General features: G+C 39.9%; 13 protein-coding genes. 10 read left to right on the top strand and 3 right to left on the bottom strand.

What is annotated here, in order from left to right; genetic code table 11:
* Positions 1-365 precede the first annotated feature (365 nt).
* The 10 genes from SCALIN_RS09490 to SCALIN_RS09450 all read left to right on the top strand — a co-directional run bounded on the left by SCALIN_RS09490 (position 366) and on the right by SCALIN_RS09450 (position 11,812).
* On the top strand, positions 366-2,105 hold the full coding sequence (locus SCALIN_RS09490) for a GspE/PulE family protein (RefSeq protein ID WP_230406587.1): 1,740 nt from the start codon (positions 366-368) through the stop codon (positions 2,103-2,105).
* Positions 2,106-2,288: 183 nt separating this feature from the next.
* Positions 2,289-4,007: a GspE/PulE family protein gene (locus tag SCALIN_RS09485; protein WP_096894321.1), complete on the top strand. Its 1,719-nt coding sequence runs from the start codon at positions 2,289-2,291 to the stop codon at positions 4,005-4,007.
* Between the two features lie 112 nt (positions 4,008-4,119).
* Positions 4,120-5,370 (top strand): type II secretion system F family protein, encoded by a 1,251-nt coding sequence (locus tag SCALIN_RS09480; RefSeq protein WP_096894269.1) that lies wholly within the window; start codon positions 4,120-4,122, stop codon positions 5,368-5,370.
* Between the two features lie 46 nt (positions 5,371-5,416).
* Positions 5,417-6,076 carry a prepilin-type N-terminal cleavage/methylation domain-containing protein gene (locus SCALIN_RS21665; RefSeq protein WP_133111807.1) on the top strand — a complete coding sequence of 220 codons (660 nt, stop codon included), beginning with the start codon at positions 5,417-5,419 and terminating at the stop codon, positions 6,074-6,076.
* Complete coding sequence (locus tag SCALIN_RS09475; protein WP_162532241.1) at positions 6,057-6,515, top strand: type II secretion system protein GspG; 459 nt, start codon at positions 6,057-6,059, stop codon at positions 6,513-6,515. The genes SCALIN_RS21665 and SCALIN_RS09475 overlap by 20 nt, the downstream gene beginning before the upstream one ends.
* Positions 6,516-6,563: 48 nt before the next feature.
* Positions 6,564-7,025 (top strand): pilus assembly FimT family protein, encoded by a 462-nt coding sequence (locus SCALIN_RS09470; RefSeq protein WP_096894267.1) that lies wholly within the window; start codon positions 6,564-6,566, stop codon positions 7,023-7,025.
* Between the two features lie 134 nt (positions 7,026-7,159).
* Positions 7,160-7,828, top strand: a complete 669-nt coding sequence (locus SCALIN_RS09465; protein WP_096894266.1) for a hypothetical protein — start codon at positions 7,160-7,162, stop codon at positions 7,826-7,828.
* Positions 7,829-7,940: 112 nt separating this feature from the next.
* Positions 7,941-8,618 (top strand): prepilin-type N-terminal cleavage/methylation domain-containing protein, encoded by a 678-nt coding sequence (locus SCALIN_RS09460; protein WP_096894265.1) that lies wholly within the window; start codon positions 7,941-7,943, stop codon positions 8,616-8,618.
* A 130-nt stretch (positions 8,619-8,748) separates the two neighbouring features.
* Complete coding sequence (locus SCALIN_RS09455) at positions 8,749-11,064, top strand: lamin tail domain-containing protein (protein ID WP_096894264.1); 2,316 nt, start codon at positions 8,749-8,751, stop codon at positions 11,062-11,064.
* Positions 11,065-11,392: 328 nt separating this feature from the next.
* On the top strand, positions 11,393-11,812 hold the full coding sequence (locus SCALIN_RS09450; protein WP_096894263.1) for a hypothetical protein: 420 nt from the start codon (positions 11,393-11,395) through the stop codon (positions 11,810-11,812).
* Positions 11,813-11,831: 19 nt separating this feature from the next.
* Here SCALIN_RS09450 and SCALIN_RS09445 read toward each other — a convergent pair whose 3' ends face one another.
* From SCALIN_RS09445 to SCALIN_RS22095, 3 genes are all read right to left on the bottom strand, one after another.
* Entirely contained in the window at positions 11,832-12,455 is a 624-nt protein-coding gene (locus tag SCALIN_RS09445; RefSeq protein WP_096894262.1) for a hypothetical protein, read from the bottom strand.
* 145 nt (positions 12,456-12,600) lie between these two features.
* Positions 12,601-12,756, bottom strand: a complete 156-nt coding sequence (locus SCALIN_RS22100) for a hypothetical protein (protein WP_162532240.1) — start codon at positions 12,754-12,756, stop codon at positions 12,601-12,603.
* Positions 12,746-14,179: Ig-like domain-containing protein (locus SCALIN_RS22095; protein ID WP_203415417.1), on the bottom strand; the 1,434-nt coding region annotated here is incomplete at its 5' end. The genes SCALIN_RS22095 and SCALIN_RS22100, both read right to left, overlap by 11 nt.

Here is a 14,179-nt window from a genome sequence, read left to right as displayed (position 1 = left end):
GAAACAGGACTAAGCTTTTTTACTTGAATATTTTGTTTTCTTAAGATAGATTCAAGTAATGTTCCCCAGCCTCACTCGTCTGTTAGTCATGGAGGCAAATGACGCAACATTGAAAGACTATTACGTTAATTCAGGGATTAAGAAATTCCTTAATCCGCGTATTTTTTCACTGATTTTAATTTGATAGTGCAATATCCCGACTATATTATAATATACAGCAGATCAAGGAGTTCAAGGTGAGATTCAATATTTTTTTCTTGAAGTATTCCCAGGCAAACGGGATTGATAAATTATTGTCTCCCTGACTGAGTTGTGCCAGCCAACCACCCGGAGGGTCATCCTCAGGCGACAGGAGACTTGGTATAATGCAGTTAAATAATTTTGTAATATACGAAAACGACATGAAAACTTCATTTCTATCTCTGGGGCAATTGCTGAAAGAGAAGGGAATCATCTCTGATGACCAGCTAAGCAGGGCTTTGGCACACCAGAAGAGGCAATCAATCAGGCTGGGAGAGGCGTTAGCAGAGATGGGTTACGCCGATAATGAAGACATAATAAGCAGCCTGGCAGAACAATTTGACTTCCAGGTTATCAACCCTGTTGATATACAGATTCCGGAAGATGTGATTAACATAATCCCAAAAAATATCGCAAAAAAGCATAATATTATACCTGTCACAAAGCATGACCGATTACTTATCATTGCCATAAGCGACCCACTTGATATCAGTACACTGGAAGACCTGCGGTTTACACTGAATATTAATGTTGAATGCGTCCTGGCCACGAAAAACAACATACAAGATGCAATAAAAAAATATTATGACAAAGAAAGATACGTCTCTTTTGATGGTTACCTGGATGGGTTTAAGTCAATAATTGCAAGTACAGACAAATCTCTGAACTATTCATTTGGAGTTGAGGAAGAAGCGGAAGCGCCAGTTGTCAAGCTTGTAACCTATATAATTGATGAGGCCGTAAAAGCCCGTGCCAGTGATATTCACATTGAACCATTTCCGAACAAAACCCGTATAAGGTATAGAATTGATGGTGTCTGTCAGGATGTACACTCAATTACAAGATGCATACATGATGCGCTGATTTCCAGAATAAAAATACTTGCCAGAATTGATATTACCGAGAAGAGGAAACCACAGGACGGACGTATAAGCTCAGAAGTTGATGAAAAATCGGTTGATATCAGAGTAAGCACAATACCCACGACTTGCGGAGAGAGTATTGTGATGAGGATACTGGAAAAGTCAACAGTGCTTATACAACTGAAAAGCATGGGTTTCTCTGATAAAGATTTTTATAATTTTAAGAGCGTATTAAAGAAACCAAATGGTATATTCCTGATTACAGGACCTACCGGCAGTGGTAAGTCCACAACTCTATATGCGTCCTTAAATGAGATAGATCGATCTGAAAACAAGATCATTACCGTAGAAGATCCGATAGAATATAACCTTTCAGGAATTAATCAATGTCAGGTAAACGAGATGATTGGACTGACATTTCCCAGTATGCTCCGTTCCGTACTTCGACAGGACCCAAATATAATTGTCATAGGAGAGATACGCGATGTAGAGACTGCAGAGATAGCTGTTACATCCGCATTAACCGGGCACCTGGTCATGAGCACACTTCACACAAATGATGCGCCTTCAGCCATAACAAGGCTTGTAGATATGGGAATCAAACCTTTTCTTATATCATCATCAATCCAGGCGATTCTGGCACAACGTCTGGTCAGAGTAATATGCCCAAAGTGTAAGGTCCCACACAAAATAGAAAAGGATGTTTTAGAGGCGATAAATATAGACAATAATGATCTTGCGAATTCTGAATTTTACCATGGTACAGGATGTGAATATTGTAATAGGACCGGCTATCGTGGTAGAAAGCCTATCTTTGAGTTCATGAGTATAAATACGGAAATAAGAGACGCAATATTTAACAATCTGGGAACGAATGAACTGAGAAAGATTGTGCAATCTAATGGAATGACGACGCTGGCCGAGGATGGGTTAAGACTGGCAAGGGCACAAATTACAACATTGGAAGAGGTAATCAGGATTACTACGCTAGATTCCATGTAAAACTTGTACTCATACACGGAGAAGAGATACGTCGTACAAGTCAGGCGCTACGGGACTGAAGACTGTCCTTCTACTGCTCCCCATCCGATCCGGCACGGGCGGGTGCTCAGGACAACGTTACACCGGGAGAAGTTGAAGTGTTATTGTATTGAAATTCATATACCAAAACTCAGCATAAAAAACATGGCAACGAAAGAAGACAAGAGAAAATTATTCGGACAGATATTATTAGAAAAAAAACTGGTAAGTGAAGACCAGATAAAAGAAGCTCTTGAAATACAGGAAATAAATGGTAAAGCGTTGGGAGATGTGCTGGTTGACCTTGACTATACGACAAGTGGGCAGATTACCGAGGTACTCAGTGATTATCTTGGCATGGAAGTTATCAACATCGAAGATGTAGATTTTAAGCAGGATATGCTGGACCAGATCCCACACTCTATTGCTCTGCTTTACAGAATTATTCCGATAGCATATGAAGAGCCGACAATTACCGTAGCTCAACAGGACCCACTGGACATACGGCAGATAGACGATCTACGGTTTCTCTTGAAACATGATGTGAAACCCGTTTTAGTTGATAGAGAAGATGTGGCAAATGCCATAGATAAATATTATCCGGGTGGACATGGATCAGTAGATGAAATCCTTGATAAATTCCAACAAGACCTATCAATAACAAATGAATTTCAGAACAGGGAAATCATTGAAATAGAACATCTGAAGGAGATGTCCAATGAGACACCAATAATAAGTTTTGTAAACTTGATTCTCTTACAAGCTATTGTAGTTAAAGCAAGCGATATTCATTTTGAAGTTTTCGAAAATGAATTCAGAGTCCGCTACAGAATTGATGGTGTCTTGCGAGAAAAAGTACCGGTACCTGTTATTTTTGCAAACGGTATTATCTCAAGAATCAAAGTTATGGCAAACATGGATATAGCAGAAAGGAGACTGCCACAAGATGGCCGTATTTTCCTGACTATTAGAGGGCACTCTGTAGACATACGTATTTCAACATTACCTACTAATTATGGAGAAAGCGTTGTCATGAGAATACTTGACAAAAGTGCAGTATCTCTTGACCTGACAAGATTAGGAATGATGCCGGACAGCCTAAAAACCGTCAAAAAACTGATGCATAAACCTAATGGGATTATACTGGTCACCGGACCAACAGGTTCAGGTAAGACAACAACTTTATATGCATGCCTTAACCATATAAATGTAACCGGCTTGAAAATTATTACAACAGAAGACCCTGTTGAGTATGATATTGACGGCATAATGCAAATTCAGATTAATCCGGAGATCGATGTAACATTTTCAAATTGTTTGAGGGCCATTTTAAGGCAGGATCCTGATATTATTCTGATAGGTGAGATCAGAGATCTGGAAACATTGGAAATAGCGGTACAGGCATCTCTGACCGGTCATCTGGTATTAAGTACACTTCATACAAACGATGCCCCATCAACAATAACAAGATTAATGAACATGGGACTCAAACCATACTTAATAACAGCTTCACTGGTAGCTGTTATAAGCCAGAGATTAGTAAAAAGAATTTGCCCTGGTTGTAAAGAAGAATACACTCCCGGTAATGATATTATGAATGAGTTCAATTTTTCTGATCATGATATACGGGAAAAACACTTTTATAATGGGAAAGGTTGTAGCCGTTGTAACCGTACAGGGTATAAAGGCAGAATGTCAATCCTTGAGATAATGCCAGTAGATGAAGAGATATCCTCGCACATCATTAAAGAGTCTTCTACTGAAACTATAAGAGAAATTGCCAGAAATAACGGAATGCGGACATTATTAGAAAGCGGTATAAATGCGGTATACAACGGATTAACGACACTGGAAGAAGTTGCAAGAGAAACAAGTGTGAATTAAGTAAGTGCCTAAAGTGCGAAGTGACTAAAGTTTAAAGAATTAAAAATTTATTTTTTTACATAACTTTAGCTCACTTCACACTTTAGGCACTTCTGACTTTAACAGGACAACTATGCCAATATTTAAATTTCAAGCTATTGATAATCGAGGCACCTCTATCAAAGACAAGGTAGAAGCCTTGTCGTCTGAAGCAGCCGTTGAGGCTATACGTGTCAAGGGCCTTTACCCCACTACAATTAAGCAGATTAAAGACAAAGCCACGGCAAACTCCACAACTGCAAAAAAACGGAAGAGTTCGCTATCATCAATAACTATTGGCAAAGTAAGTGACAAACAGATTAATCCTTTCACAAGACAGCTATCTACACTTCAAAACGCCGACGTACCTATTGTAAAAAGCTTGACTATTCTTGAATCACAAATGAGAAATGGCTTATTGAAGAATGCTGTTAGAGAAATAATATCTGATATCAAAGGCGGCGACACATTATCCATAGCAATGTCAAAACACCCCAAAGTTTTCGATAAACTTTATATAAACATCATTAATGCAGGAGAGATAAGTGGAGCCCTCGACATAGTATTAGAAAGGTTGGCAACATATAGAGAGAATATCCAGAGATTGAAACGGAAAATCATAAGCGCAACGATGTACCCCACAACTGTTATTCTGGCATCATGTTCTATACTGTCAGCTATCATGATATTCATAATACCACGATTCGCAAGGATGTTCCAGGAAATGGGAGTAGCCCTTCCGTGGCTTACCGCCGGTTTGATAAACGTAAGCAACTTTCTTTATACTCACTGGTATACTATCTTCGGAATTCCGATAGTCATCTTCATTATCGTTCAGTTAGTCAGTAAAATAGAGAAATTCAGGTTAGTGATTGATAAACTGAAATTTAAAGTACCTGTTTTCGGTAAACTTATAAACAAATCCGTTATCTCCAGGTTTGCAAGGACACTTGCAACCATGATATCAAGCGGTGTGCCTATCCTGGAAGCGTTGAATAACGTTAAAAATATTACCGGGAACATGGCAATGAGTAAAGCCGTAAACCGGATACACGACAGTATCCGTGAGGGAGAAAGTATTGCAAACCCGCTGAGAGATTCAAAGATATGCGATGCCATGGTAGTTAATATGGTAGAGATAGGAGAACAGACAGGTGAACTTGACAAGATGCTCACCAAGATTGCCGATAATTACGACAACGAGATTGATGCTATTGTTGAGTCATTGACAAATATGCTGGAACCTCTTATAGTTATATTTCTGGGAGCTTCGGTTGGTACAATCGTAATAGCGCTTTTCCTGCCCCTCATAAAGCTGATGAACAGTCTGGGCAGCGGGATGTAGTCCCTGAAAAGATGAATCTTTGATTATCTACCACAATATTTATAAAATGAGCACTAGTAACATTCAATCTCGAATATTAAGTCGCAAACTTGAAATTGTAAATCTGAAATCAAAAAATGGTTTCACTCTCGTAGAGTTATTCGTCGTTATTGTAATCATGATGTTCCTGGCCGGGATTACCATACCAATCATATCTTCCATTCAAACCAATGCTAAAAAGGGAGTAACCTCAGCACAGATAAGTCAACTGGAACTCGCGCTTAAACAGTTTGAAAGTGATTTTGGTTTTTTTCCACCTGATAGTTACAAAACAACTGACACGCAATTATCTCTTGGTAGTGTCAACATACCTTGTGATGACGATCTCGATACCGGTTCAAAATGTCTCATATTTTTCCTGGGCAGCAAGTTTATGTTTACTAAATCCAGTTTTACTGCAACGTACGGACCATACATAGAATTCAAAAAATCACAATTAGAAAAGGATTCAGGAGCATCCTTTACCGGCATTGACACAGATATTACTATCGCAGGAGTAAATGGTACAACTGATATATATCGATACAAAGATCCCTTTGGCATATATTATTCATATGATAGCAGTGCACCAACGCACAACACCGTGTCATTCGATCTTTACTCAAATGGTCCGGACCAAGAGACAGCTTCTAGTGGAGATGATGTGGATGATATCAATAACTGGTAAAAGAGGTTTTACATTAATGGAACTATTGGTAGTTATAGGAATAATTATCATCATCGCCGCTTCAGTACTGACCGTTATTCCCGGTATGCGGCAAAAGGCCCAGGAAAAAGCTACAAAGGCTTTCATGGATCGTCTGGAGATAGCGATAGAACAATACTATGATGATAACAGGATTTATCCTTCTACAGGAAATGTAAATCTCAAATCCACCCTGCAACCATCAGACTCTACTTCGAAACAATACATTGAATTTGATGGTAATGAAGTGAACAACGGTGACATTATTGATCAATGGGGCAATCCTTTTGTTTATGTATCTTCAACAGATGCATCCCCTGATTATAATACTACTACATACGACTTATATTCGACAGGTATGGATGGCACTTCTACTACTTTTGGAGATGATACAGATGATATTAATAACTGGGGTCGATAACCGTAAATAAGTTTAAAGTGCCTTCAGTGGACTAAAGTGACTAAAGTTATGAAAAAAAATGCATTTACTCTCATTGAAATGCTTGTTGTAATCTCAATCATTATTCTGGTAAGCGTTTCAGCAATACCCGCAATTACACCCTTTCTCAAAAGTCAAAGATTAAATAAAGGCGCGCGTATAGTACAGGCGCAGGCCCTGGCGGCAAGGACTATGGCAATTAATTCCAGAAAGACAAGATGGTTGGTAATTGATTCGACACGCTACAAGTTGACAGTTAAAGATGAAACTAACTCAAGTGTATTAGGCAAAGAAGAGTTTCTGCCTGGTGCTATTGAATTTGGCACAAGTACAGTAACATGGATCGCCGGTACAAGTACCGTCTCTTTTGATCCAGACGGTTCTGCAGACACTACGACCTTAGGCACAGATACAGTTACAATTCAAGACCAGCAGGGCAACTCAAAAAATCTCAAGATAATCAGTTATACAGGACAAATAATAAGTGACTAAAATGGCAAGAAATCAAAAAAAGTAGAAGCGGGCGGAAATGACGGTTTTGGAGTATTAATCTGTAATACGCAAAGACATGACCGGACGTTACTGAGAAAATAGATCTTTTACAAATCAACAATAATAAAACTTCAATGTTAAATAATAAAGCTAAAATCGTAAATCTCAAATCCAATAATGGTTTTACACTCATAGAAATCGGTATCGCTGTTTTTATCCTCGGTATCGGATTGATAAGCATGTTGACCCTGTTTCCCATCGGAGTGGACTCTATGAAAAAAGTAGAGCAGTATTCCAATACATCCGTTCTCGTGGAGTCAGTAATATCCTATCTGCAAGCAAATGATGTAGTAGGTTTTGTAGGTACCAATACCGGCAATAATACATATCCTGATACCGACCCGGACCAGGATAATCAATTTACAGATTCCTACGGAAATACTATATCGGCCCAATACTCCTGGCAGGCTGTAGTACAGAACGTAACAGCCGACAATAACCTTGTCAGAGCACAGATAGCCATATTCAAGAATTTCGATCCTACTCAATTTGCTGGGGCTGAAACTGCTGATTTTGCGGCAAGTACAACGGTATCAAATGTTTCAGCATTTCCTTCATGGCTGACATCTAAACACTACATAAGATCGGACAGTGACAAATTCTGGTATAGAATCAACAACATAAGCATTCCTGGCAGGACTATCATGCTGGAAGGACCGTTTTTAGGAAGCACAGGAAATGTTACATTCTCTACAACAGACAAAATTATAGACATCTACGAAACCATGTTTTCAAACCGATAACTCGATTGATGATTGCAGGTTGACTTTTTGTTATTGGAAAAATCAATATTATGACTTTGGTGCAGACCAAGCATTAAAAGTATAATTTTATCAAAGAAAGAAAACACTTTAATTGAAGACCAACAATCGTCAATATACAATCATCAATAGTGACCATTCCGCTTTTACTCTGGTAGAACTCATGGTAGCCATTGCTCTGGCCACAATACTTATCCTGGTAACAGCAATGATATTCAAACAGGCAAGCAGAGCCTTTTCACAGTCAGACGCGCGAAACGAAGTGTACCAGAACGTAAGGGCTGCTTTTGATATTGTAAAAAGAGATGTTTCCGGAGCAACCCTGAATACTAGATATGAACTGTTCAAGGCGTTCGACAATATTGATGCAAGTGACTATTCTGTTAACATTGCAGCTAAGGAAGGAAGTGATATACTTGTTTTCCTGTCGAGTACTCCTAATAACAATAATCAACCTATCACTCTAATAACGTATTATTTGAAAGATAATAATATTTTGTACAAACTTGAAAAAACTGATACCCATACTCTTAATACTGACATTACCAGTTTTAATATTGAAACAGAAACTGGATACAAAGAACTCGGACTTAATGTCAGCACCTTACAATTTAGATATCAAGATAGTGATGGAACATGGGAAGACACATGGGACACCGGCACCAACACGGCATACCAATATCTGCCGGATGCAGTTGAAGTAGAGATGATGGTTTCAGATACACTTGGTCGATTTACGGGAACATCTACAAATATAATTTCAATACCGTGATGACTACCGGACTCCTCACGAAAGCGAGGACAAACATCCCTGCTATCGCAGGGAATCCGCAAAAACGAAAAACTTTACAGGTCCAATCATGTTGATTGAATCATACATAAACTATTATAGCTACAAATAAATGGCAGATTCGAAAAACGAAAACGGTTATGTCCTGGTAGTCATCATCGGCATATTAACAATCCTGTCATTGATGATGATTACGTTCGCCACATTGTCACGAATAGAGACCAGGGCCACTAGAAATTATACCGATAGTGTTAAGTGCGAGAAGATCGCAAAAGCCGGACTTGAGCATGCGATATACGAAATATGGCTGGATAAATTTGGGACCGATTCACTTGCGTATAATGATGATGACAATGGCAATTATGAACTAGATGAAAACTTTGACTCCACTGGTGCATCGTGGCCTGGAAATTCTCGCTTTCCAGGCAGTGATTACGATAATGATGGTGACACTACAGACGATTCAAGGTGGATATACTTCCCGGCAACTGACTCGGCATCAGACATAAGGCTTCCCGGTAGACTCAGGGCAAAGTATGCTGTACTGATAAGCGATGATAAAGAGGCAAGGGTAAATGTTAACGTAACAGGAAACGAGGCCAGTGGCAGTGGTGTGCACACCTCAAATGAGGGTTGGTCAACATTTGAGATTGATTTATCCAATATAATAGAGCTGGCGGCAACAGGCAAGGGAGACACGACAGCAAGCGATATTATTGACACAAGACTTGGGAGTGACGATGCTCCCGGAACCAGCGCCATAAATGATAATGCGGGAATAGTACCCGACCCTGAAGCGGATGGTATTGATAATGATGGTGATTCTGTTCTTGACGAGTCAGATGAAGCCACAGATGAACCAAATGAATTCAATTCAATATATCCTTATAGTGATGACATACCTTTCGGTCTTCTTTCGGAAGCCGAGATCATGGGCACATCATCATATACGAGCCGACTGGAAACAATCTTCAATACCAGAGGTGTATCTGACAGCGAACAGAATTTGCTCAATAACCTGATAACTACATACTCCGCTGATACCATAGTCTGTCGACCTTACACACTGGCTGGAAGTACGTCTACAACCAAGTTAAATATCAATGCGTTGGTAAACAATGGAGCATACACCGATATTCAAAAAGTAGAAATGATAATGGACACACTGGTAGCAGGAGGGATAACGGGTACACCAGCTAAAGATATAGAACGCCATCAACTGGCCGTAAATATAAAAGACTTCACTGATTCCGACAATACCGTAACGGCATACAATGATGGGTCAAACACTTACTACGGCATTGAAAGGACTCCATACATAAATGAAGTAGAGGCTTGGACAACTACCGGAACAGATGAATTTATTGAGCTGTTTAACCCATACGACACAGAAATCCCTAATACTGGAGATTGGACGATCACATTGGATGGAGATACAACTACTATCACACTTCCCGGTCTGACAGTTCCTGCGGGAGGTTACTTTGTCATAGCAGATCAAGCAGGGGCGCGAGTAAACCAGATTGACACCAATATCAACAACCTTGATGATGGTGGAGAAGAGTTAATCTTAAGGGATAGTAGTGGGAATGTTGTACAGGTCACAAACTACGGGAGTGCAAATCAAAATGATACCTGCTCTTTAAATGATCCGAGGCCAATCCCCTTAAGTGCATCTGCATCAAACCCATGGAACTGGGCAATAAATTCATCAAACACAATTGGTGCGGAAAACAGTAATTTTAACCCGACTGTCGGAAGTGACGGCTGGACAGTGGTGACACAGGCCAACAGTTTTCTCGTTGCAAACAGGAGATTTTCAAACATTGGTTATCTGGGGTTTATTCATAAAGGGAGTGAATGGTCAAGTACCAGAGTCGGTGACACACCTGGCTACCCGATAGTTTATCCAGATCTGTTAGATTACATTACCGTAACTGACCCATCAATGGATAGTATTGATAATGATGGTGATGGTGATATAGACTCTATTGATACAGGTTACCAGCAAGGAGATCTTGACGGGCCTGAATATCGTATTCCCGGACTGATCAATGTCAATACAGCTCCTACTGAAGTATTGGCATCATTACCAGATGGTTTGGGCGGAACTCTAGGCAGCACAATAGCATCGGAAATATTTAACGGAAACAAACCGTATGAGAGCATAGGAGACTTAATAGATAAAGTTGATGGAGCAGATGGAATCACTGATACCTCAGCTTCTGATAAATGGAATGAAGAAGAGGCATTGCGTGCAATCTCAAACCTGATTACCACACGTTCAAATGTCTTCACGGTCTATGTCACAGCTCAGATAACTAACGAAGGTGAAACAGAGGTGTTTGCGGAAAAAAGAATACTGGCATTAGTTGACCGTTCTGTCGACCCTATTGAGGTAAGATACTTCAGGTTGATTACGGAGTAATTTATAAATGCTTGATCTACTCCTGACAGAGACTTAACAAGTAATTACCTGGGAAAATTTACCCTTGGTCAGAGCAGCACATTAAATCTCACAGGTACAGTTTTTCCATTGCATTTAGTTAATAACCAATTTATTATATCCCTATATTTGCACGATCTACCGGGTAATTATTGCAACAGACATAAGACCACCATTTGAAGGATATGTTTCATATATTATGCTTTTATAAAAGTGGTCATTGGTTTCGTTAAACAAATAAATAGTCGCTGTTTCTAACATCCTCATAATTAACAAAGTAATTTAATTAAATAACTAAGGAGAGCATAAAGTGAAACAATTTAAATGGTTCGTAATAATAGGATTGGCTATCGCACTAAATGCATGTAATGGAGGTTCGGACCAACCTGTTAGCGAGTCCGTCACTTCACAGGAAATAAGCTATACTGAAAAAGCCAAAGAAATTGGCGAAGCTACTGTAGAAAAATCCAAAGAGATATATGACAAAACTTCTGAAAAAGCTAAGGAGATAGGCGTTGCTACGGCAGAAAAATCAAAAGAATTTTATGACGCAGCATCTGAAACAACCAAGGAGATCGGTACTGCTACAATAGAAAAATCAAAAGAGTTTTATGGCACTGCATCTGAGAAAACCAAGGAGATCGGTGCTGCAACAGTGGAAGGATCTAAGGATTTATATAACAAGGCATCACAAAAGGCCAGGGGAGTTTACGATAAAGCTACCGATTAAATCAATAAATTTGTCCTGTTTATTCAGGTAGCTCCGCATAACTAACAAAAGGTTCAAATCCCGGCAGGTCTTCATAGATTTCTTCGTCATCAAACGAAGGTCCTGTGTTATTAGTGATGGGCTCAAAGTACGGAAGCTCCTCAACAGCTATGTTCTCATCTACTGGAGGACCTGTCATGCTAAATACAGGTTCAAAGTAGGGGAGGTCCTTTGATACACCTATGGAAGGCGGCACATCCCCACTCAGCAACTCTGAAGATGCAGCCTCGGTGTAACTACCTCCCGTAATCCTCAAGACTTGAGCCGTTCCATCCTTTTCGACTGTTATGCTCTCTTTGTCGATTTTAAGCACTGTAGCTTCATTTATAGACTCTCCTAATTTATAAGTACCTTGTTTGCTGGTTGTTTCATCCATAATGACAGCATAGGAGTTTTCTTCACCAGCTATAATCGTACCTACAAGTCTAAAGTCAAGTTCGAGGGAATGAAAAATTTTAATGTCCCCTAACTCATTATGTTTGGATGAAATAGTTGCCGGGGATTTTCCATGGGCATCGGTATAAGTGTTATTGCCCACTAGAAGGAAGGTTGTCACCAACCCGACTATTAAGTAACCTCTACATTGAGATTTTCTGTTCTGCATATTTTCTCTAGGCCTTAAGCATAAACTTAAAGCCATAAACACGGCAATTGATCTTGAGTTCCTGTCTTGATCCCCTATAGCTGTAATCTCTGGACTTAGTATGTGAATCTTTTCTGACTAGTGCTATTTAACTTCTCATTACCGTTTAACGAGTCCACGTACTGTTGTTCATGAAGACCCAGATACCACAAAAATCACCAAAGTCTATGGTAACGTCGTACTGCCCATTACCATCCATATCACCAGTTGTAATGATCTCTGGATCTATACTGTACAGTTCTACCCATGTACTATTGTTCATGAAGTTCTACCCATGTACTGTTGTTCATGAAGAGCGAGATATAAGGATCGCCAAAGTCTACGATAACATCGTCCTGTCCATTACCATCCATATCACCGGTTGAAATGGCCTCTGGAGATAGATTGTGCAGTTCTACCCATGAACTGTTGTTCATGAAGAGTGAGGTGCCATCAGGATCACCAAAGTCTATGATGACGTCGTCCTGCCCATTGCCATCCGTATCACCGGTTGTAATGATCTCTGGAGTTAGATCGTGTAGTTTTACCCATGTATTGTTGTTCATAAAGACAGAGATACCATAGGGATCACCAAAGTCTATGATGACATCGTCCTGCCCATTACCATCTATATCACCGGCTGTAATGATCTCTGGAGAGAGATTATGCAGTTTCACCCATGTACTGTTGTTCATTCGTATCCAGATACCTAAAGACCCATAATCAATTATGACGTCGTCCTGCCCATTACCATCTATATCACCGGTTGTAATGGCCTCTCGAGGTACATTATTCAGTGATACCCATGTACTGTTGTTCATTCGTATCCAGATACCTAAAGACCCAAAATCAATTATGACGTCGTCCTGTCCATTACCATCTATATCACCAGTTGTAATGATCTCTGGAGATAGAAAGTTCAGTAATACCCATGTACTGTTGTTCATTCGTATCCAGATACCATAGCCAGGCCCAAAATTAATTATGACGTCGTCCTGTCCATTACCATCCACATCACCGGTTGTAATGATCTCTGGAGTTAGATCGTGCAGTTTTAGCCACCCATTATTGTTCATTCGTGTCCAGATACCATTGCCAGGTCCAAAATCAATTATAACGTCGTCCTGTCCACTTCCATCTATATCGCCGGTTGTTATGATTAAGGGAGTTGTATCATTAACAATTATAGTAACAACCTGGGAATCTAACAATGAACCATCACTTGTTGTAACAGTTACTGTATGTGTACCTGCATCATCATAATCCGTTGTATAGCTACTTGAAGTCATCCAGCCAGTATACGTGTATGTAAGAGCATCTCCATCCGGGTCAGTGGCTGTAGGGATAAGGGTTATGGTAGCACCCTCATTTACAACAATGTTAGGTATAGAATCCAATATCGGTGCCCTGTTAATGTCCTCTACCGTTATGCTTACAACCTGAGAATCAGTTAATGTTCCATCGCTTGCTGTTACCGTTACCGTGTGAGTACCAGCATCATCATAATCGGTTGTATAGCTGCTTGAAGTCATCCAGCCAGTACACGTGTATGTAAGATTATCTCCATCCGGGTCGGTGGCTGTAGGGTTAAGGGTTATGATAGCGGTTTCGCTGACCGTAATATCTGGTATCGGATCCAGCACTGGCGGCCGATTAATATCAACAACTGTTATCGTTATATTTTCCGAATCAGTATCATTGCCATC

This window comes from Candidatus Scalindua japonica, from assembly GCF_002443295.1.
Taxonomy (GTDB): domain Bacteria; phylum Planctomycetota; class Brocadiia; order Brocadiales; family Scalinduaceae; genus Scalindua; species Scalindua japonica.
This window is presented reverse-complemented; position numbering and strand designations above follow the sequence as displayed.

Coding starts and splice junctions, on each gene's coding strand:
- SCALIN_RS09490 (WP_230406587.1), top strand. CDS start 366: ATGCAGTTAAATAATTTTGTAATATACGAAAACGACATGAAAACTTCA.
- SCALIN_RS09485 (WP_096894321.1), top strand. CDS start 2,289: ATGGCAACGAAAGAAGACAAGAGAAAATTATTCGGACAGATATTATTA.
- SCALIN_RS09480 (WP_096894269.1), top strand. CDS start 4,120: ATGCCAATATTTAAATTTCAAGCTATTGATAATCGAGGCACCTCTATC.
- SCALIN_RS21665 (WP_133111807.1), top strand. CDS start 5,417: ATGAGCACTAGTAACATTCAATCTCGAATATTAAGTCGCAAACTTGAA.
- SCALIN_RS09475 (WP_162532241.1), top strand. CDS start 6,057: ATGATATCAATAACTGGTAAAAGAGGTTTTACATTAATGGAACTATTG.
- SCALIN_RS09470 (WP_096894267.1), top strand. CDS start 6,564: ATGAAAAAAAATGCATTTACTCTCATTGAAATGCTTGTTGTAATCTCA.
- SCALIN_RS09465 (WP_096894266.1), top strand. CDS start 7,160: ATGTTAAATAATAAAGCTAAAATCGTAAATCTCAAATCCAATAATGGT.
- SCALIN_RS09455 (WP_096894264.1), top strand. CDS start 8,749: ATGGCAGATTCGAAAAACGAAAACGGTTATGTCCTGGTAGTCATCATC.
- SCALIN_RS09445 (WP_096894262.1), bottom strand. CDS start 12,455: ATGCAGAACAGAAAATCTCAATGTAGAGGTTACTTAATAGTCGGGTTG.
- SCALIN_RS22100 (WP_162532240.1), bottom strand. CDS start 12,756: ATGAACAATAGTACATGGGTAGAACTGTACAGTATAGATCCAGAGATC.